This is a genomic window from Bradyrhizobium sp. NC92 (assembly GCF_025200865.1).
Lineage (GTDB): Bacteria > Pseudomonadota > Alphaproteobacteria > Rhizobiales > Xanthobacteraceae > Bradyrhizobium.
In genome coordinates, this window is sequence record NZ_CP104171.1 from 3257669 (window position 1) to 3276951 (window position 19283).

Annotated in this window: 16 protein-coding genes; 9 read left to right on the top strand and 7 right to left on the bottom strand. The window is 65.0% G+C overall.

Annotated elements, in window-relative coordinates; genetic code table 11:
* Positions 1-90: 90 nt before the first annotated feature.
* The 3 genes from N2602_RS15080 to N2602_RS15090 all read right to left on the bottom strand — a co-directional run bounded on the left by N2602_RS15080 (position 91) and on the right by N2602_RS15090 (position 3515).
* Positions 91-1341 (bottom strand): ABC transporter substrate-binding protein, encoded by a 1251-nt coding sequence (locus tag N2602_RS15080; RefSeq protein ID WP_172784509.1) that lies wholly within the window; start codon positions 1339-1341, stop codon positions 91-93.
* 230 nt (positions 1342-1571) lie between these two features.
* A complete protein-coding gene (locus tag N2602_RS15085; protein ID WP_260383129.1) occupies positions 1572-2567 on the bottom strand; it encodes an alpha/beta hydrolase in 996 nt (331 codons plus the stop codon).
* 12 nt (positions 2568-2579) lie between these two features.
* The gene (locus tag N2602_RS15090; protein WP_260383657.1) at positions 2580-3515 is read right to left on the bottom strand and encodes an MBL fold metallo-hydrolase; all 936 of its coding nucleotides are present in this window, start codon (positions 3513-3515) and stop codon (positions 2580-2582) included.
* A 231-nt stretch (positions 3516-3746) separates the two neighbouring features.
* Between N2602_RS15090 and N2602_RS15095 the strand changes: the two genes are divergently transcribed.
* The 9 genes from N2602_RS15095 (at position 3747) to N2602_RS15135 (ending at position 15167) form a co-directional block, all read left to right on the top strand.
* On the top strand, positions 3747-4691 hold the full coding sequence (locus N2602_RS15095; protein ID WP_260383130.1) for a LysR family transcriptional regulator: 945 nt from the start codon (positions 3747-3749) through the stop codon (positions 4689-4691).
* A 954-nt stretch (positions 4692-5645) separates the two neighbouring features.
* A complete protein-coding gene (locus tag N2602_RS15100) occupies positions 5646-6995 on the top strand; it encodes a PotD/PotF family extracellular solute-binding protein (RefSeq protein WP_260383131.1) in 1350 nt (449 codons plus the stop codon).
* Between the two features lie 77 nt (positions 6996-7072).
* Entirely contained in the window at positions 7073-7972 is a 900-nt protein-coding gene (locus N2602_RS15105) for an ABC transporter permease (RefSeq protein WP_260383132.1), read from the top strand.
* Complete coding sequence (locus N2602_RS15110; protein WP_260383133.1) at positions 7972-8862, top strand: ABC transporter permease; 891 nt, start codon at positions 7972-7974, stop codon at positions 8860-8862. The genes N2602_RS15105 and N2602_RS15110 overlap by 1 nt, the downstream gene beginning before the upstream one ends.
* A 2-nt stretch (positions 8863-8864) precedes the next feature.
* On the top strand, positions 8865-9971 hold the full coding sequence (locus tag N2602_RS15115) for an ABC transporter ATP-binding protein (protein ID WP_260383134.1): 1107 nt from the start codon (positions 8865-8867) through the stop codon (positions 9969-9971).
* Positions 9972-9992: 21 nt separating this feature from the next.
* Positions 9993-10484 (top strand): (2Fe-2S)-binding protein, encoded by a 492-nt coding sequence (locus N2602_RS15120; protein ID WP_260383135.1) that lies wholly within the window; start codon positions 9993-9995, stop codon positions 10482-10484.
* Between the two features lie 2 nt (positions 10485-10486).
* The gene (locus tag N2602_RS15125) at positions 10487-12874 is read left to right on the top strand and encodes a xanthine dehydrogenase family protein molybdopterin-binding subunit (RefSeq protein ID WP_260383136.1); all 2388 of its coding nucleotides are present in this window, start codon (positions 10487-10489) and stop codon (positions 12872-12874) included.
* A gap of 11 nt (positions 12875-12885) precedes the next feature.
* The gene (locus N2602_RS15130; RefSeq protein WP_260383137.1) at positions 12886-13683 is read left to right on the top strand and encodes a xanthine dehydrogenase family protein subunit M; all 798 of its coding nucleotides are present in this window, start codon (positions 12886-12888) and stop codon (positions 13681-13683) included.
* A 17-nt stretch (positions 13684-13700) separates the two neighbouring features.
* Complete coding sequence (locus N2602_RS15135) at positions 13701-15167, top strand: amidase (RefSeq protein ID WP_260383138.1); 1467 nt, start codon at positions 13701-13703, stop codon at positions 15165-15167.
* Here the strand turns inward: N2602_RS15135 and N2602_RS15140 are convergent.
* From N2602_RS15140 to N2602_RS15155, 4 genes are all read right to left on the bottom strand, one after another.
* Positions 15164-16063 (bottom strand): LysR substrate-binding domain-containing protein, encoded by a 900-nt coding sequence (locus N2602_RS15140; RefSeq protein WP_025035437.1) that lies wholly within the window; start codon positions 16061-16063, stop codon positions 15164-15166. The genes N2602_RS15135 and N2602_RS15140 overlap by 4 nt on opposite strands.
* Before the next feature lie 234 nt (positions 16064-16297).
* Complete coding sequence (locus N2602_RS15145; protein WP_260383139.1) at positions 16298-17134, bottom strand: ABC transporter substrate-binding protein; 837 nt, start codon at positions 17132-17134, stop codon at positions 16298-16300.
* Between the two features lie 71 nt (positions 17135-17205).
* A complete protein-coding gene (locus tag N2602_RS15150; RefSeq protein WP_172784521.1) occupies positions 17206-17688 on the bottom strand; it encodes a MaoC family dehydratase in 483 nt (160 codons plus the stop codon).
* A 9-nt stretch (positions 17689-17697) separates the two neighbouring features.
* The gene (locus N2602_RS15155; RefSeq protein WP_260383140.1) at positions 17698-19281 is read right to left on the bottom strand and encodes an acyl CoA:acetate/3-ketoacid CoA transferase; all 1584 of its coding nucleotides are present in this window, start codon (positions 19279-19281) and stop codon (positions 17698-17700) included.
* Between the last annotated feature and the right edge of the window lie 2 nt (positions 19282-19283).

A 19283-nucleotide genomic window follows, 5' to 3' on the forward strand; every position in this document is an offset into this window, starting at 1 on the left:
GCCAGCCTTCAACAACACCGCCAAGATTGCAAGAGCGGAGAGCGACCGCGTCAGCGAGTCGCTCCCCGGTTGCGTGCCTGATGTGATGCGTCAGTACTTCTTACATTCCGGCACAGTGCGGCTCGGCAGGCCAATCTTGGAGAACACGGCCGGATCGTAGCCGAGCGTCTGGTTCACGTTCGGAATCACCTTCACGACCTTGCTGAACAGTGCGCCCTTGCCGTCGTCGACGACCTCGGTGACGAAGTTGGTACCGATCGCCTGGCGGTTGGAGTCGAGCTTGATCTTGCCGTTCGGCGCGTCGAGCTCGATCTTCGCCAGTGCTTCCTTGTACTTGGCCTGGTTGTTGGAGAGGTCGCCATTGACCTGACGCAGTGCGAGGATCAGCGCCATGGTTGAATTATAGTAGTTGGTGGCGAGCAGCGACGGGCTCGGGAAGCGCTTGTTGGGCGGGAAGGCGTCCTGATAGGCCTTCACGAACTTCTGCCAGCCCGGATCCTCCCAGGTGTCGGCCTGGCCGCTCGCCGCGATGGTGCCGATAAGGGCATTCTTGGCGTTGCCCTTCGACGACAGGATGGTCTGGTCGATCATGATGGAACCACCCATCAGATGCGCCTTGCCGCCGGCCTGCTGATACTGGTTGAGGAAGTTGACGGCATCCGCGCCGCCGAGCCCGAGATAGATGGCATCGACGTCGTCGGGCAGAGCGGCGATGACCGAGGCGAAGTCCTTCGTTCCCAGCGGCACCCATTGCCGGTTGGTGACCTGTCCGCCGGCGCCGCAGAACTCGAGCACCAGCCCGAACACCTGGGTGTAGATGAAGGAATAGTCCTCGCCGACGGTCGCGATCTTGCGATACTTCTTTTCCTCATAGGCGTATTTGCCGAGGCCGATCTGCCACTGCGCGCCGTCCATGTTGTAGCGGAAGAAGTTCGGGGCAGGGTCGACATAGGTCGTTTCCTGCGCACCGGACGCTGCATTGATGAACGTCAGCTCGGGATGGGTCTTGGCGAAATTCTTCACCGCGATGCCTTCGTCGCCGGAGAGCGGCGACAGCAGGATCTGCACCTTGTCCTGCTCAATCAGCTTGCGGACTGCGCGCACGGCCGAGTCCGGCGTCGCGTCGGTAGAGGCGACGATGAATTCGAGTTCCTTGTCGCCGACCTTCTTGCCGAGCACGTTGAGCGCGGTCTGATGGCCGCGCATGCCGTCCTCGCCGAGCACCGTGTAGGTACCTTCGAGCGTCGCGGTCACGCCCACCTTGATCTTTTCCTGGGCGATCGCCGCGCCCGAAAGAAACAGGCTGCTCAACGCGAGCAGTCCGATGCTGCATTTCGACATGTGCTCCTCCCCTGTGTCATCGCTTGTTGCCGCGACGAACCGTGCATGCCCGTGGCTCTTCAAGCCCGCGGCTTTGGAGGAAAGCTAACCGAAGTCGGATGCGCTGCACGCATCGCGGCCTCCTTCGGCTTGACTGGCAGTCTCATTTTTGAATGTTGCGGCGCGAGTGATTTCGCGGTGCAGCAGGGGCCCGCGCCGCAAAAGTGTCCCAGGCGGAAGCGAGGAGCGCGTTAACAATAATCTTCGGCGAGAAACTGGTTGATGGCGTCGAACGCCTGCAGACGGTTTTTCTCCAGGAGAACCATGTGCGTGCCTTCGCCGATCTCGATCCAGCGCCGGTATGGCGCATGTTTCAGTGAAAGGAAGAAGTCCTGCGCCGAGGCGATGGGCACGTCCTGATCCCATTCGGCGTGAACCAGCAGCACGGGGACGCGAATGTCGCCGGCATCATAGAGCCTCTTGCCGGCGGCCCAGTATTCGCGAATGTCCAGGATCGGGCCATTGACCGCACGCATGATCGCAGGCGTCTGCGCGCTGCCTAACGGGTCGGTCGCGAGCGAGATGCTGGCCCAGTGCTCGAAGCCGCCCGCCGGGATCAAGCGCGATCGTGCCGCTTCCGGCGCAGCCGAAAGCCAGCGCTCCCTGAAGTCCAGCACCGGAACCTTGCGATAGCCGCCGAGGCGCCCGCCTGCATCGATCGGAGCCGGGCCTTGCAGCAGCCAGAGCGGCGCGACCAGCGCAAGCTTGACGATCTTGTCGTTGTTGCCTGCGGTGTAAGCACCGGCCACCGAGCCGCCCCAGGACATGGCAACCAGATTGAGGCGCGCGATCTTGCGTCGCTTCAGGATGTGCGCGACGGCGCTGGCGAGGTCACGCACACCGACCTCGGTGCGCACGAGCGGTTCGGACTGCTCCGGCGGCGCGTCCATCTCGGGCGGTCGGGTTGATTGGCCGTAGCCGCGCACGTCGAGCGCGAAGACGTCGTACCCTTGGGCGGCGAGATAATCCATGAAGGAGCGGCCGCCGAGCGGCGTATCGAAGAGGCTTTCCGATGAATAGGTCGCGCCGTGCATCATCAGGATGGTTCGCTCGGCGGAGAAGGTCTCGAGCGCCGCGGGTCGCTTGTTGCGCAAGTGAAGCGAGATTCCGGCCGTGTCGCTCGGGATCATGAGATCCTCGACCACGATCTCGGGCCTGTCGGCGCGCGCATTGGCGTGCTGGTTCATGATCGTCTCCTTTCAGACGAATTGCCAGGTAAAGCGTCCTCCGGTCCGGCTGATGCGGCCGACCGATGACTGTGCGAAATGGGTGGTGAAGACGGTTGCGCCCCGCTCGGCAGCGTCCTCCAGCACGAAGGCGCGCGAGCGCAGCGCGGCCTCCGGGAATTCGCAGAAGCAGGAATTGAGCGAAGGCTCATACACCTGGAGCGGATGGTGCATGACGTCTCCGGCGAACAGCGCCTCCTCGCCGCGCGAGACGAGGCGGATGGAGGCGTGATCGACGCTGTGGCCGGGCGTCGGAACGAACGAGATGCCCTCGATCACCTCGCTTCCGTCCGCCGCGATGAGCTTGGCAAGTCCGGCCTCGATCACCGGCCGGACGCTGTCGTCATAGACGCGGTCGGCCGGCTTGCGCAGCGCGGGCCCGAGGGCCGGGGCAGGGCGGGCCGGTCCGGTCGGCTCTGTGCCTGTCGCGAGGCTCTCGCCATAGGCCTTTTCGATCGCGGAGAAGACGTAAGTCGCATTCGGGAAGGTCGGGACCCAGCGCCCGTCAATGAGGCGGGTGTTCCAGCCGACGTGGTCGGCATGCACATGCGTGAGCAGCACGTAATCGACCTGCTCCGGCGTGACACCCGCTGCGGCCAGCCGCGCCAGGAACGGCTCGTTGAGCCGGTGAAGCGGTGGAATCTCCGGCCGGTTCTTGTCATTGCCGGTGGCCGTGTCGATCAGGATCGTATGGTGCGGCGTCCTGACCAGCCAGCTGTGAATGCTTTGGATGAAGGTGCCGGTCGCAGCATCGAACGAGCCCGCCTCCAGGCGGTCGCGATGGCGCCCCAGCGCTTCCGGCTCGCCTCCTGGATAGAGCGCGTCGAACTTGAATGCGGCAAGCCGCAACTCGTCGATCCGCGTGATGGATGCTTCGCCGACTTGATAGGTCTTGGCCGCGTGAATCATCAAGATGTCCTCCACTGGACCGCGGCTTGGGGCCCTGCTTGCCCGGGCCGCGGTGTCCGTGAGGTACGAGGCGCGCCGCGCCTTGGGGAGAGCCGCGGGTTCGATAGGTCCCATCGACATCGTCGATATCGGAAGGCACGATAGGCCAGCTTTTCACGCCGCCGTTTTGGCCTTAACCCTCACATCGCGGCCCGTTCGAGCCGCGATGTGCCCTAGACGGAGGTGGCTCCGATGCAGGATGCGGAACGCGGCCGGGGTCGGCCGGCCGACGACAATGATCTCGCCGAGATCGACCTCGGTCTGTTGCTGGCTCTGGAGGCTCTCCTGCGCGAGCGGAACGTGACGCGCGCTGCCTCCCGGCTCAATATCGGGCAGCCTGCGCTGTCGGCGCGGCTGAACCGGCTGCGGCAGATCTTTGCCGATCCGCTGTTCGTGCCCGCGGCGAGCGGGCGCGGCGTGGTGCCGACGACGAGGGCTGTGGAGCTCCAGACCGAGCTTGCGGACGTGCTCGGCAAGCTCCGTCGCATGGTGGAGGGGCCGGCTGTGTTCGACCCCGCCCGGAGCCAGCGCACCTTCGTCGTTGCCATCCACGAGAACCCGGCCGTGACGCTGGCACCCGGCTTGGTGGCAAGCTTGACCGCGATGGCGGAGCGGGCGCGGCTCGCCCTCGTTCACCCCGCCCGCGATGTCGTGGATCAACTCGAAAGGGGAGAGATCGATATCCTGGTGACGGGAGCCGACCGCGCACATGGCGAGCTGATGCAGCGGCCGCTGTTCGAGGACGGCTTCCTGTCCGCACAGCGCAAAGGTCACCCCCGCGGCAACGGCCCGCTCGATCTCGACAGCTTTTGCGCGCTCGACCATCTCTTGATCTCCGCCGATGGCGGTGGCTTCTCGGGCCTCGTCGATGACGCGCTGGCCGCGCTCGGCCGCTCGCGGCGTGTCGCCGTCTCGATCCAGACCTATGCGCTGGCGCCGGTCATCCTTGCGCACAGTGACTGCATCTGCACTCTGCCGCGGCGCTTCCTGATCCGCTTCGCCCACGAGCTCGATCTCACGCCCCCGCCGCTCGATCTGCCGCCCGCTCGCATCGTCGCGCTGTGGCATCCGCGCAATCAGGAGGACAAAGGCCACGCCTGGCTTCGCGAGTGCTTGTATCAGGCGGCTGCGGCTTGATCTCGATGTGTGTCCTCACATCGAGCTGATGGCGCCCTGCTGTTTCGTTCGCCTGTCAAGGCCTCTCGGCAAAAACATTCTTCTTTACCGAAATTCGGAAATATCGTATGTGTCGGTCATCCCGGCTCATCCAGAGGGGCGATCGTGATGTCGTCATGTTCGTGAGCCGGGGCTTGCGGTGGACGCGGCAGCGTCGGGCGCGAGAGGTGCGGGCAGGGAGGGTAGTCCCCGGTGAGCCCGCGGCCGCGCGCGGACGAACGGCGCTGCTAGGTTTCGTCTCGTCTGTAAGTTTCCGGCTCTGTCGACGGAGTTGGAAAAACTGCGGCGAAATGGCGGGCCGCGCGTACGGCAAAACCGTGTGGTCCTGGCCGTCGTTGCTACGGTCAAGCCTTGGCGAATGTGACATTGGCGTCAACCGGCGTCGTGTTAGCGACTTTCGCGAAGGTGAGGGAGGCCAGAAGGAATTCGGCTCCCGGGAGAGCGCGGCATAAGCCGTCCGGCCATCGCGCAGGGAAGGCCGAGTGTTTGGCTACACCTGTATGCTGCTGTGCGGTTCTTCCTGCGTGTGCATCTTCGCGCAGCGGACCGCGGGTGCCAGTCGGCACCCGGTCTTCCCTGCGCCCTCTTGCATATGAGGGCGGCGAGACGAAGCAAAGCTCGGGCGAAATGCGCCGCGAGAACGCGAAGGCGTGTCGGACGACGAACAATTTTCCGAACCGATGAGATCACCAAGTTTGCATTCCTCGCGCCCGGTATACCCGCCTGCCGCCTTCCTGAGCTGCCGTGCCGAGATGAAATGCAGTGAGTCGAGTCATTAGTCGCGCTTATGTCGCGAATTTTTACTTCCAATTTTACTTCGCAAAATCCCGCCCATAGCCTCAAGCGCAACTGATCACATCCGCAGGGATCGCTGAAGGTCGTTGCGGCCGCTCATTGTAACCAACGAGGGTTGCCATGCTTGACAGGGATAAGGGGAATGCTGCTGCCGGCCATGCCGGAACGAAGCCGGGGGAAGCAAAAAAGCTGAGCCGCCGCACGCTGTTGAAGGGTGCCGCAGCGATTGCAGGCGCGGCCGCGGGAGCGGATGCGATCCGCGGATTCCCGACCATCTGGGCGCAGGAGATCAAGGACATCGAGCTGCGCCATGTCGGCGTCTCCTATTCGGTGGTGAAGGCGATCGGCGACCAGGCCGCCAAGGACCTCGGCTTCAAGGTGACGATGCAGAATCTCGACACCTCCGCCTCCATCAACCGCTTCATAAGCCAGCCTAATACGGTCGACATCGCCGATCTCGAGGGCTGGCAAGCCAAGCTGGCGGCGAAGCGCGGCGTGATCCAGGGCATCGAGGTCAAGAAGATCAAGGAGTTCGACAACATCCTGCCGATCTTCACCAAGGGCGAGATCGACGGCCACAAGATCCCGCGCCAGGGCATCTCGCCCTATGAGGCCATGTACATCGCCAAGCCCGACGCGACCGACCTCAATGACGGCGTCACCGAATGGGCGACCTTCCTGCCGCAGGTCTACAATGCCGATTCCATCGGCTATCGCCCCGATCTCGTCGGCCATGAAGTGACCGAGTGGAAGGACCTGATCGATTCCAAGTTCAAGGGCAAGGCCGCGATCCTCGACGTGCCCGCGATCGGCATCATGGATGCCGCGCTCTGCTTCGAGAGCGCCGGGCTGATCAAGTACGGCAACAAGGGCAACATGACCAAGGAGGAGATCGACTTCACCTGCAACAAGCTGATCGAGCTGAAGAAGCAGGGCCAGTTCCGCGCGACCTGGACCACCTTCGACCAGTCGGTGCAGCTGATGGCGGCGGGCGAGGTCATCATCCAGTCGATGTGGTCGCCGGCGGTGGCCGCCGTCCGCGTCAAGGAAATTCCCTGCGTCTACGCGCCCGTCAACGTCAAGAACGGCAAGGAAGGCTACCGCGGCTGGTGCAACGGCATGGGCCTGATGAAGCACCTCTCCGGCAAGAAGCTCGATGCCGCCTATGAATATCTCAACTGGTATCTCTCGGGCTGGCAGGGCGGCTTCGTCGCACGCTACGGCTATTACAGCCCGGTGCCCTCGACTGCGAAGAAATTCCTCACCCCGGCGGAATGGGCGTTCTGGTACGAGGGCCAGCCCGCGCCGGAGGTCGTCAACGATCCCTATGGCGTTGCGATGGAGAAGGCCGGCACCAAGCGTGACGGCGGCTCGTTCCTCGACCGCGTCAAGAACATCTCCTGCTGGAACACGCTGATGGACGAGGCCGCCTACATGAACAAGCGCTGGAACGACTTCAAGGTGGCCTGAAACCTGCTTTCCCTGACGAAAGGCGCCGGCGCGGCGACGCGCCGGCGGATCAGATCGACGTCGAGGCATTCGCCGACATGCAGCCAAGTCAAACTCATAGTCCAGCTCAAAGTCCAACTCCATCGCGATCCAATCTGGCCGGCTGGCTCTACGTCTCGCCGCTGGTCCTGGTGCTCGTGCCGTTCTTCGCGGCGCCGATCCTGGTGGTGCTGGCGGCGAGCTTCTTCGCCACCGACGGCTTTGGCGGCCTGACGCCGGGCTTCACGCTGGCGAGCTACGTCGAGGTGCTGCACTCCGCGCTGACGCTGAAGCTGTATCTGGCGACGATCAAGTTCACGGTGCTGACCTGGATCTTCACCCTGATCATCGGCTTCTTCGTTGCTTATTTCCTGGTCTTCCACGTCCGCAACCAGTTGCTGGCGATCGGCCTGTTCCTGCTCTGCACGGTGCCGTTCTGGACCTCGAACATCATCCGAATGATTTCGTGGATCCCGCTGCTCGGCAAGGAAGGCCTGATCAACCAGGTGCTGCTGGCGATGGGTATGATCCGCCAGCCGCTGGAAGTGCTGCTGTTCTCCGACCTTGCGGTGGTCATCGCCTATGTCCATCAGCTCACGATCTTCATGATCGTGCCGATCTTCAATTCCATGGCGCGGATCGACAAGAAGCTGATCGAGGCCGCGATCGACGCCGGCGCCAGCCGTTTCGACATCATGCGCCTGATCGTGGTGCCGATGTCCAAGAGCGGCATCGCGCTCGGCACCATCTTCGTGGTCTCGATCGTCATGGGCGATTTCTTCGTGGTGAAGGTGATGTCCGGCGGCGGCTCCGCCTCTGTGGTCAGCGCCTTCTACGAGGACGTCGGCGTGCTGCAATATCCGACCGCCGCAGCAAGCGCCGTGTTGCTGACGCTTGTGCTGGTCGCGATCGTCTCGCTGATCCTGCGCACCGTCGACGTCAGGCAGGAGATCACGTGATGAGCGCGGTTCTCGCCGACATGCCGGAGACGGTTGCGCCTGCAACCAGCAAGGCGATCGCGCCGAGCAAGGGCGGACGTCCCTGGACTTTCTATGTGCTGGCGGCGCTGTTCACGTTCTACGTGCTCGCGCTCTACGGGCCGATGTTCTGCATCTACATCCTGTCGTTCCAGGACATCCGCGGCGGCCTCGTCTTCCCGATGAAGGGCCAGTCGATGCACTGGTTCGTCGATCTCTTCACTCAGGTGCGCACCGGCGACGTCAAGGGCTCCTTCGACCGCTCCATCAAGCTCGCCGTCATCGTCACCATCATCACGGTGGTGGTGTCGTTCCTCGCCGGACTCGGCTTCCGCAAGCGCTTTCGCGGCGACACGTTCGTCTTCTACATGATGATCGGCAGCCTGGTCGCGCCCGGCCTCGTGCTCGGCCTCGGTACGGGCCTGTTGTTCCAGGCGCTCGGTCTGAATGCCAGCTGGTACACCTCGGCGCTCGGCGCGCAGCTGTCCTGGACGCTGCCGTTCGGCGTGCTCGTGATGTTCGCGGTGATGTCGCGCTTCAACCATGCGTGGGAGGAGGCGGCTTACGATCTCGGCGCCAGCCGCTGGCAATCGATCTGGCTGGTGATGATCCCGGTGCTGGCGCCTGGCCTCGTCGCGGTCGCGCTGTTCGGCTTCACGCTGTCCTATGACGAGTTCGCCCGCAGTCTTCAGACCGCGGGCTCACTGAACACCCTGCCGCTGGAAATCTGGAGCATGACGCTGAACGTCACATCGCCCTCGCTTTATGCGCTGGGCACCGTGACCACCGTCGTCTCCTTCATCGTGATCGGTGCCAGCCTCGGCACCATCGTGCTGATCCAGAAGAAGCGCGGCAGCCGGGCAAAGGGATAGGAATGAAGAACGATCGCGGCGATATCGAGCTGGCAGGCGTCTGCAAGAGCTTTGACGGCGTCACCAACGTCGTTGACGGCGTCAATCTGAAGATCGCAGACGGTGCCTATTGCTGCTTCATTGGCCCCTCCGGCTGCGGCAAGACCACCATCCTGCGCATGATCGCCGGCCATGAGGACCCGACGGCGGGCGAGATCGTGATCGGCGGGCAGAACGTCGTCGGCCTCGCGCCGGTGCAGCGCCGCACCGCGATGATGTTCCAGTCCTACGCGCTGTTTCCGCACCTGACGGTTCGAGAGAACATCGCCTTTGCGTTGCGCGTGCGCGGCCAGTCCAAGGCGGATCGTCTGCGCGCGGCGGATGCCATGATCGAAAAGGTCCGGCTGACGAGCTTCGCCGATCGCCTGCCGGCCCAGCTGTCCGGCGGCCAGCAGCAGCGCGTGGCGCTGGCGCGCGCGGCGATCACCGAGCCGCGCGTGCTCTTGCTCGACGAGCCGCTGTCGGCGCTCGACGAGCAGCTCCGCGTCCAGATGCGCCAGGAGCTCAGGCGGATGCAGCGGGAGCTCGGCATCACCTTCATTCACGTCACCCACACCCAGCTCGAGGCGATCGCGCTTGCGGATCTCGTCGTGGTGATGGAGCAGGGCAGGATCAAGCAGGCCGGGGCGGCGCGCGAGGTCTATGCCCATCCGCACGATCGCTATGTCGCCGAGTTCATGGGGGGCCAGAACGTGCTGTCGGGCAGGGTGGAGAAGGTGAACGGTGCGAGCTTCACGCTCGCGCAGGCCGCGCCTGATGGCATCGAGGTGCCGCTTCAGGCCCGCCCGACCGTCAGCGTCGGGGACAAGGTCGATATCGCCGTGCGACGCGACGACGTCGCGCTGGTGAGGCCCGGCAAGGCGCTGCCGCCGGGCTGTACCACGTCGCTGCCGAGCCGCGTGCTCGCGATCGAATACCAGGGCTATTTCGTCAAGGTCATGCTCGACACCGTGCCGGACGACGAGTTCGTCGCCTATGTGCCGGAAAAGACCTTCTTTGCAGATCCCTTCACCGTCGGTGATGTCGTGATGGCCACATGGGCCACCGGCAGCGCACTTCCACTCGCCTAAAGACCCGTCGCGCACAGGAGCATGACCGTGCAGATATCCTTCAACCTCAACGGACGGCCAACAAGCGTGGATGTCGAGCCGGCAACACTCGTCGCCGAGCTCCTGCGCGAGCAGCTCCATCTCACCGGCACCCATATCGGCTGCGACACCAGCCAGTGCGGCGCCTGCGTCGTGCATCTGAACGGCCTGCCGGTGAAGAGCTGCACGCTGCTCGCGCCCGCGCTCGACGGTGCGACATTGCTCACGATCGAGGGCCTGACGGGCGCCCCCGGCTCGAACCAGATGCATCCGATGCAGGAGGCCTTCCGCGAGCACCACGGGCTGCAGTGCGGCTTCTGCACACCGGGCATGCTGATGACGGCCGTCGCGCTTGCCACCGAGAAGCCGGACCTGACGGAGGCCGATGTCCGCCACGGCCTCGAAGGCAATATCTGCCGCTGCACCGGCTACCAGAACATCGTCATCTCGGTCATGGCCGGCGCTGCCGCCATGCACGCTGCCAAGGGAGAGTGACCATGGGCAATGTGATCGGCATCGGTGCAGCGCCAAAGCGGAAAGAGGACCAACGGTTCCTCACCGGCCGCGGCAACTACGTCTCCGACATCAAGCGCCCCGGCATGGCCGCCGGCGTGTTCGTGCGCTCGCCGCACGGCCATGCGGTGCTGCGCGGCATCGACAAGAGCGCGGCGCTGGCGTCGCCCGGCGTCATCGCGGTCCTGACCGGCGACGATGTCGCCGATGATGGGCTGGGCTCGTTGCCCTGCGGCTGGGGTATCACCGACGCCAAGGGCGTGCCGATGAAGGAGCCGCCGTTCCCGATGCTGGCGCAGGACAAGGTGCGGTTCGTCGGCGATCTGGTCGCTTTCGTCATCGCAGAAACGCCGGAGCAGGCCAACGCGGCGGCTGACCTGCTGCAGGTCGACTACAAGGTGCTGCCCTCCGTGGTCGGCGTGCTGGAAGCCGTCAGGCCCGACGCGCCGCAATTGTTCGACGACGTGCCGAACAACATCTGCTGCGACTGGGAGCTCGGCGACAAGGCCGCGGTCGAGTCCGCGTTCAAGAAGGCGGCGCATGTCGCCCGGCTGAGCCTCGTCAACAACCGCCTGATTGGCAATCCCATGGAGCCGCGCGCGGCCATCGCCGAATACGAGCCGGGCACGGATCGCTACACGCTGTGGACCACCAGCCAGTTCCCGCATGTCGTGCGCTTCCTGATGGGCGCGCTGGTGCTGAACATTCCCCAACACAAGCTGCGCGTGGTCGCGCCCGATGTCGGCGGCGGCTTCGGCGTCAAGCAGTTCCATTACGGCGAGGAGGCCGTGATCACCTGGGCCGCCAAGCGCGTGAGGCGGCCGGTGAAATGGGTGGCGAGCCGCTCGGAGGGCTATGTCTCCGATCGTCACGGCCGCGATCATGTCACCGAGGCCGAGCTCGCGCTCGACGAGACCGGAAAATTCCTCGCCTTCCGCGTCAACACGCTGGCCAATATGGGCGGCTATCTCTCGACCTTCGGACCGAACATCCCGACCAATCTCTATGGTCCCTTGCTCGGCGGCGTCTACACCACGCCAGCGATCTACTGCAACGTGAAGGTGGTCTTCACCAACACCGTGCCGGTCGACGCCTATCGTGGCGCCGGCCGGCCCGAGGCGACCTTCGTGCTGGAGCGCATCGTCGATGTCGCCGCCAGCGAGATGGGAATCGACCGTGTCGAGATCCGCCGCCGCAACATTATCCCGAAGGAAGCCTATCCGTATCAGACGCCGGTGCTGGTGCAGTACGATTCCGGCGATCCCATGGGCTGTCTCGACGGCGCGCTGGTCGCGGCCGACGTCAAGAATTTCGGCGTGCGCAAGGCGGCGTCCGCCAGTAAGGGCAAGTTCCGCGGGCTCGGCTACTCCACCTATGTCGAGGCCTGCGGCCTCGCGCCGTCGCGCTTCGCAGGACGTCTCGGTGCGCGCGGCGGCCTTTATGAGAGCGCCACGGTGCGGGTGCATCCGACCGGCCAGGTGACGGTGATGATCGGTACCCACAATCACGGCCAGGGCCACGAGACCACCTTCGCGCAGATCGTCTCGGACAAGCTCGGCGTTGCCTTCGAGAATGTCGACATCGTGTTCGGCGATACCGACCGCGTGCAGTTCGGCATGGGCACCTACGGCTCGCGCTCGCTGGTCGTCGGCGGCGCCGCGCTGTCGAAGGCGACCGACAAGGTGATCGTCAAGGGCAAGAAGATCGCCGCACATCTGCTCGAAGTGTCCGAGGCCGATATCCAGTTCGAGGCCGGCAAGTTTTCCGTTGCCGGCACGGACCGCATCAAGACGTTCGAGGAGATCGCGGGCGCAGCTTACGTGCCGCACAATTATCCGCTCGAGGTGCTGGAGCCCGGGCTTGAAGAGCAGGCCTATTACGACCCCGTCAACTTCACCTATCCCGGCGGCTGCCACATCGCCGAGGTCGAGGTCGATCCCGAGACGGGCACGGTAACGCTGGTGAACTATACGGCGGTGGACGACGTCGGCACGGTCATCAATCCGATGATCGTCGAGGGCCAGCTGCACGGCGGCATCGTGCAGGGCGTCGGCCAGGCGCTGTTCGAGAACGCGGTCTATGACGAAGGCTCCGGCCAGCTGCTGTCGGGCTCGCTGATGGATTACTGCATGCCGCGCGCCGACCATCTGCCGATGATGAAGGTTGCGACGCATTCGACCCTGTGCACGCACACGCCGATGGGCGTGAAAGGTTGCGGCGAGGTCGGCACCATCGGTTCGCCCGCCGCCGTCATCAATGCGGTGGTCGATGCGCTGTCGCATCTCGGTGTCACCCATGTCGACATGCCGGCGACGCCGAACCGGATCTGGCGCCTGCTGCAGAACGCGTCGCTGCCGGTCGCCGCGGAATAGGGAGGATAACAATGAAACCATTTGCCTATCAGCAGCCGGACCAGATTCCGGATGCGGCCAAGCTTCTGATCTCGATCGAGGACAGCAAGCTCGTCGCCGGCGGCATGACGCTGATCCCGACACTGAAGCAGCGGCTGGCCAGTCCGGCCGCGCTGGTCGATCTGTCGAAGCTCGGAAGCCTCAAGGGCATCACCGACGACGGCGCCACCATCACCATCGGCGCCATGACGCCGCATGCGGTGGTGGCTGCCTCGAAGCTGGTGCAGACCCAGATTCCCGGGCTCGCCGCGCTGGCCTCGATGATCGGCGATCCCGCCGTGCGCAGTCGCGGCACCATCGGCGGTTCGGTCGCAAACAACGATCCGGCCGCGGATTATCCCGCGGGCGTGCTCGGCCTCGGCGCCACCATCGTCACGAGCAAGCGCGAAATCGCGGCAGACAGGTTCTTCCTCGGCCTGTTCGAGACCGCGCTCGAGCTTGGAGAGATCATCACCGCGATCCGCTTTCCCCTGCCGGTCAAGGCGGGGTACGCGAAGTTCAAGGCGCCTGCGTCGCGTTACGCGCTGGTCGGTGTGTTCGTCGCGAAATTTGCCGATGGCGTTCGCGTGGCCGTCACTGGCGCCGGGCCCGGCGTGTTCCGCGTGCCGCCGATGGAGGCGGCGCTGTCGAGCCATTTCGATCCGTCCGCGATCGCGGCGATCAAGATCGACACTGACGGCCTCACCTCCGACATCCATGCCGAAGCCGATTACCGTGCGCATCTCGTCACGGTCATGGCCAAACGCGCCGTCGAAGCGGCGCTCAGCTAGCTCTCTTAGGGTTCATGATGACTGATGGTTCCGGCCGAACGGCCTTCCCGCCGGCGCCGAATGGCCTTGGCGCGCTCTCTGCAACTGAGATCGTGGCCGGCTACCGGCGCAAGGCATTCACGCCGCGCGATGTCGTCGACGACACCATCGCCGCGCTGGAGGTGACGAACGAAGCCTGCAACGCAATCGTGACCCCGATGTACGAGCAGGCGAGGGCGGAGGCCGATCGTCTCACCAAGGAGATGCGCGCGGGCGAAGTCATGGGGCCCCTGGCCGGCGTGCCCGTCACGATCAAGGATCTCGTCTTCGTCGCGGGCGTGCCGGCCTATGCCGGCTCGCCGATGAACAAGGCGTTCGTGCCCGAGGTCGATGCCGCCGTGGTTTCCGCGTTGAAAGCGTCCGGCGCCATCATCACCTGCAAGACCACGACGTGCGAGTCCGGCTACAAGCTCACCGCGGACAGCCCGGTCACCGGCACCACGCGAAATCCCTGGAATCCCGGCCGCACCAGCGGCGGATCGAGCGGCGGCGCGGCGGCAGGCGTTGCGGCCGGCTGCGGCCCGATCGCGATCGGCACCGACGGCGTCGGCTCGATCCGCGTGCCGTCGTCGTTCTGTGGCGTGTTCGGCCTGAAGCCGACCTTCGGGCTCGTCCCGCGCTCGCCCGGCTTCTCGCCGCCGTCCTGGGCCTCGCTCGCGCATACCGGGCCGATTACGCGTACGGTGGCAGACGCTGCGCTGACGCTGGAGATCATCGCTGCTTACGATATGCGCGATGCCGCAAGCCTTCCCGTGCCATCCCGCCGCTTCGATACCGACGCCGCAGCGCTGAACGGCATTCGCATCGCCGCCAGCGTCGATCTCGGTTATGCCGCCGTCAGTCCTGACGTGACGGCCGCATTCGGCAAGGCGCTCGCCATTCTCGATTCCTGCGGCGCGCAGGTCACCATGGATGGCCCCACGCTCGATCCCGGCATTCTGGAGCATACGCTCAAGCCGATCGCCTTCACCGAGCAGGCGGCGGCCGTTGCGAGCAAGACCACGGCCGATCTCGCCGGCTCCGAAGCCGCCTATCGCGATGTCGTCGGCGTCGGCCGGCGCTACAGCGGGACGGACTACGTCGAAGCGGGCTATCGCCGCGGGCAGGCGCGCAACGCCTTCGTCAAACTGTTCGAGCGCGTCGATGCGTTGGTGACGCCGACCGTCGCGGTGACCGCGTTCGAGGCCGGCCAGATCGGCGTCGGCAAGATCGACGGCCGCGAGGTCGACCCGCATCTCGGCTGGTCGCCCTTCACCTGGCCGATCAATCTCGCCGGGCTTCCGGCGGCGACGCTGCCGTGCGGCTTCGACCGCGACGGAATGCCGATCGGGCTTCAGATCGTCGCGCCCTGGCTCGACGAGCCCACCATCTTCCGCATCGCCGCCGCCTTCGAAGCGGCACAACCCTGGGCAAAATTCTGGCCGCAGTTGGCGCTGCGGCGCTAGGACAGCTCGATTGGCGCGCCGCGGCCGCTCAGCTCTTCATCGAGCCGTAGATAGTGCGCGAGATAATCGTGCAGCGCGGTCGCCGCTTTCGAGGTCGCGCCGCTCGACTTGTAGAGCAAGAGCTCGATCTTCGGCAGCGGAGGCAGGCCTTCGTTCGGCCCGATCTCGCGCATCGCCGGCACCAGCGCGCTGCGGCCGAGCACGGTGACGGCCATGCCGGCGAAGGCCGCGGCCTGGAGGCCGCCGACGCTTTCGCTGACGCAGGCGATGCGCCAGCGCAAATTCGCCCGCTCCAGCGTGTCGATGGCGTAGTCGCGATAGATGTTGCCTGGCGGCAGGAGCGCCAGCGGAATCGGACGCTCCTGATGTGCGGCGGACTGTTCGCCGGTCATCCACACCAATTGCTCGCGCCGCACCACCTGGCCGCCGGTGAAATCATTCATGCGGGTGACGAGCGCGATGTCGACATCGCCGCGCTTGACGAGGCCGACCAGCGGCGTCGACAGCGCGCAGTTGAGCTCGACCTGCACGCGCGGAAAGGATTTTCGGAACACGCTGAGGATCGACGGCAGCATGAACGCCGCATAGAGGTCGGGCGTGCCGAGCACGACCTGGCCCTCGATCTCCTGCGACGCCAATTGCGAGATCAGCTCGTCATGCAACCTGAGGATGGACTTGGCGTAGGTGAGAACGGTGGTGCCGTCGTCGGTCAGCGTCAGCCTGCGGCCGCCATGCTCGAACAATTGCTTGCCAGTCAGCTCCTCCAGCCGCTGCAATTGCAGCGTGATCGCCGGCTGGGTGCGGCCCAGCCGGCGCGCGGTCTCGGTGATGCTGCCGGTCTCGACCACCGAGATCAGCGACCGGAGCATGCGGATGTCGAGGCTGATGAGGTTCATGCGGCGTCCATGTCGCCCAGAATTTATGCAAGTTCCGTGCTACTGGCCGCCGAGCGGCGGTGGCCGGCACTGCGATCTGAACGCGCATCCCGGTCGGATGATAACTCATTGTAGTATCAGCGCTATCGCTTCTCCATGGCGCCCATCACGGAGCGCGAGTCCGACATCATCAGTTGATCAGACGGTTACGTGTGCGCGGTGCGTGCGCGGGGACATCAAGGCGGCGCTTGCTTGTCAATTCGTCGGCCCATCCCCACGGATCGCAAACGTCGTCGCCTTCAGCTTGGTCATGCCGAACTTGTCGAACAGCTTGTCATAGGTGCCATCAGTGCGGATCGCCGTTAGTGCCTCGGCAACGGCCTGGGCCAGCAGCTTGTCGCGGAAGGCGAAGGTGATGTCGGTGCCCGCGATGTCGCGGACCCAGATCTTGGCGATGCCCTTCTGCTCCAGCGAGTTGGCGGTCTCGTTGATGTTGAGCGCGGCTTCGAGCTGCCCGGCGCGCAGCGCCGCGGAGGTGGCGGTGACGGTGGTGAAAGTGCGCAGCTCGATCGGCTTGAGGCCCTTGGCTTCCATCGCCGTGCTGAACTCACGCGCCTTGCGCTCGGTGTAGGTCGCCGATTCCACACCGACCACGCGGCCGGCGAGGTCCTCGAATTTCTCCAGCTTCAGGCTGGAGGAGGGGTCGGTGTAGATGCTGATCGCCTGCTGGGCATAAGGCACGAGGTAAAGCATCTTGGAGCGCTCCTCGGTCCAGAACAGGCCGGTGTTGATGGCATCGAAGCGGCCAGAGCGCAGCGCCGGGATCATCGGCGGGAAGTCCATACGCAGGAACACCGGTTCGACGCAGATGCGCTTGGCGATCTCGCGGGCGAGCTCGACGTTGAGGCCCTGCAGCTCGCCTTTGTCGTCGACGTATTGCTGCGGCGGCAGCGTCGGGTTGATCGACATCTGCCATTTCGGCGCCTCGATCAGGCTCGAGGCCGGCACTTTCGGCGTGCAGGTCTGGGCTCCGGCGGCCTGCGTCAGGCCGGCCAGCAGGACGAGGGCGGAGAAGGTTTTTGCAAATCGCATCTGAATACTCCGATCAAATCGTGGATGGCAGAGGAGCCGTTCTCCGGCCCAAAGTCTTCTTCATTGTCTCGTCATGTGGCCGCCGCAGCACCGGCTTGCCGGGTCAGGATCAGCGAGATGTGGCGCGCCGCGGTCACCACCTCGTCGCGTTGGTTGAGGAGGTCGAGCGTCTCGACGACGATGCCGCGCGCGGGGTTTTTGGTCGGCCGTTTCTCGATGAAGCGGAAGCGCACCCGCAAGCGATCGCCGGCGACGATGGGACCCCTAAATTTGACCTCGTCCCAGCCGAGCGAGGCGACCGAAGTCTCCTCATAGAGCTTCAGCTCCGACTTCAACCCTTCCATCAGCGACAGGCCGTACAGGCCATGGCCGATCACCGCGGGAAAGCCGCGGGAGCGCGCATAGGCGCCATCGACATGGAGCGGATGATGATCGCGCGTGACGTCGGCGAAGGCGGCGATATCGGCCTCCGTCACGGTGTGCACGGCGGTCTCGAACTCCGCGCCGAGCGCGATATCTTCGTAGCGGAGATTGGTCGGGGCGCTCGTGTCCATGCTGGTCTCTCAGGCGACCTTCCGTGGCCGCGCCGGGAGCGCCTTGAAGCTCTGCGCAATCCCCATCGGCCCGGAGCGGAAGATGCGCGGGTCCATGTCTTTCAGTTGCGGGCTGATGCGTGGGCGAAAGCCCATATGCGCCAAAATGTCCTCCTCCAGCCGCACGCCAGGCGCGATCTCGGCGAGGGTGACGTGTCCGTTCTCCAGCTCGAACACGGCGCGCTCAGTGACGTAGCTGACGTGCTGGCCGCGCTGCGCAGCGAGTGAGGCGCTGAAGCTGATTTGGCCGACTTGCGGCACGAACTTGCGGAAAGCGCCGTCGCGCCGGATCGCGAGACGGCCGTTCTCGACGCCGATGTCGAACTTGCCGCCGGTCATGGTGCCGCTGAAGATCAGTCGCTTGGCGTTCTGCGTGATGTCGATGAAGCCGCCGGAGCCGTCGCGGCGCTCGCCGAAACGGGTGACGTTGACGTTGCCGGCTTCATCGACTTCCGCGAAGGAGAGGAAGGCGCAGGAGAGGCCGCCGCCGTCATAGAAGTCGAACTGATAGGCCTGGTCGAGAATGACGCGCGGATTGATCGCGGTGCCGAACTCGCGGGCATGACCCGGCACGCCGCCAACGACGCCGGATTCCACCGTCAGCGTGATCAGGTCGGAGATGCCTTCCTCGGCGGCGACATTGGGGATCATCGCGGAGATGCCGACGCCGAGATTGACGACGTCACGCGGGCGCAATTCGAAAGCGGCGCGGCGGGCGATCACCCGCCGCTCGGTGAGCGGATCGGGCGTGATCATCGCCTCCGGAACCCGCGTCTCGCCGCAGCGCGCTGGGTCATAGGCGGTGCCGTAGGTCTGCATCTGCTCGGGCTCGAGCACGACATGGTCGATCAGGAAGCCGGGGATCTTCACCATCTGCGGATGGATCGAGCCGCGCTTCACGATGCGCTTGACCTGGCAGATCACGGTGCCGCCGGCGTTGTGCACGGCCTGCGCAATCGACAGATCCTCGCGCGTCGTGCCCTCGTGCTCCATGCTGATATAGCCGTCCTCATCGGCCGAGGTCCCGCGGATGATGGCGACGTCGGGCGGAGCGGGGACGCGGTAGAGCAGCCAGGACTGGCCGTGCAGCTCGAGCAGGTCGACCAGCGGCGCGGTGGTGCGTTTGTTCAAGCGCCCGCCGTCCTGGCGCGGGTCCATGTAGGTGTTGAGGCCGACATGGGTGAGCACGCCGGGATGCTTGGCGGCCATGGCGCGGCAGAGCTGGCTCATCACGCCTTGCGGGAAATTGTAGGCGTCGATCAGCTCGTCGCGGACAAGGCGCATGAACGGCACCTGGAGCCCGAAATTGCCGCCGATGACGCGCGCGATCAGGCCTTCATGGGCGAGATGACAGAGGCCCTTCTCGGTCACGGCGCCGACGCCGGTGATGTTGATGAGCGTCAGATTGTGCGGGCCCTGGCCGCCAAGGAAACGCTGCTCCAGCGCATCCAGAATGGCTTCGGCGGCACCGGTGCCGCCATTGCCACCGACGATCAGCGTGTCGGCGTCGCGGATGAGGCCGGCGGCCTCTGCCGCTGTGATGATGCTCAGCATGC